The organism is Arthrobacter sp. SPT-J7, assembly GCF_059089965.1.
Window position 1 is genome coordinate 1 of the sequence record NZ_JBNHFF010000443.1, and the last position, 1,321, is coordinate 1,321.

Below are 1,321 nucleotides of genomic sequence, written 5' to 3' on the forward strand. Positions count from 1 at the left end.
TCAACAACTCCACCTCCTCGATCCACCCGGTGGCGTCCAAGATCGAGATCCGCAAGGAAGGCAAGCTGGGCCGCGTCTACTACCCGGCGCCGTACCTTACGAACGACAACCTGGAGTACTACCAGGATGCGTACGAGATCGGCTATGAGAAGGTCATCGACACCTACGCCGCTGCCACCCAGCACGTGGACCAGGGCCTGTCCCTGACGTTGTTCTTCAAGGACACCGCCACCACGCGCGACATCAACAAGGCCCAGATCTACGCGTGGAAGAAGGGCATCAAGACCATCTACTACATCCGTCTCCGCCAGCTCGCGCTGGAAGGGACCGAGGTTGAGGGCTGCGTTTCCTGCATGCTCTAATCTTCAACTAAATCCTCATCAGTACGACGGCGGGTGCCCGCCCGCCGTCGTACGCTTTAACTTAGAGAAACCACCCAACGCATAGGGGATGACATGACCGAGAAGGTCAAGCTGCTTAGCCACGTCGAGGCCATCAACTGGAACCGCATCCAGGACGATAAGGACGTGGATGTCTGGAACCGTCTGGTCAACAACTTCTGGCTGCCGGAGAAGGTGCCGCTGTCCAATGACGTCCAGTCCTGGAACACGCTGACGCCGGCCGAGCAGCAGCTCACCATGCGCGTGTTCACCGGCCTGACCCTGCTGGACACCGTGCAGGCGACCGTCGGCGCGGTTTCGCTCATTCCTGACGCGTTGACCCCTCATGAAGAAGCGGTGTACACGAACATCGCCTTCATGGAGTCTGTGCACGCCAAGAGCTACTCCTCCATCTTCTCCACGCTGGCCTCCACCAAGGAGATTGACGAGGCGTTCCGCTGGTCCACCGAGAACGCGAACCTTCAGAAGAAGGCGCAGATCGTTATGGACTACTACCAGGGCGACGACCCCCTGAAGCGCAAAGTTGCCTCCACCCTGCTGGAGAGCTTCCTGTTCTACTCGGGCTTCTACCTGCCCATGTACTGGTCCTCACGCGCCAAGCTGACGAACACGGCTGACCTGATCCGCCTGATCATCCGCGACGAGGCAGTGCACGGCTACTACATCGGCTACAAGTTCCAGAAGGGCCTGGAAGGCCTGTCCGAGGAACGCAAGCAGGAGATCAAGGACTACACGTTCGAGCTGCTGTTCGAGCTGTACGAGAACGAAGTCCAGTACACGCATGACCTGTACGACGGGGTAGGCCTGGCCGAGGACGTCAAGAAGTTCCTGCACTACAACGCCAACAAGGCGCTGATGAACCTGGGCTACGAGGCCATGTTCCCGGCGTCCGTCACCGACGTGAACCCGGCCATCCTCTC

General features: G+C 59.4%; 2 protein-coding genes. Both read left to right on the forward strand.

What is annotated here, in order from left to right; all coding sequences use genetic code 11:
• Positions 1 to 362: ribonucleotide reductase barrel domain-containing protein (locus AC5RWX_RS33420; RefSeq protein ID WP_494100445.1), on the forward strand; the 362-nt coding region annotated here is incomplete at its 5' end.
• A 93-nt stretch (positions 363 to 455) separates the two neighbouring features.
• Positions 456 to 1,321 (forward strand): class 1b ribonucleoside-diphosphate reductase subunit beta (gene nrdF, locus AC5RWX_RS33425; protein WP_494100446.1); only part of this gene is annotated, 866 nt, incomplete at its 3' end.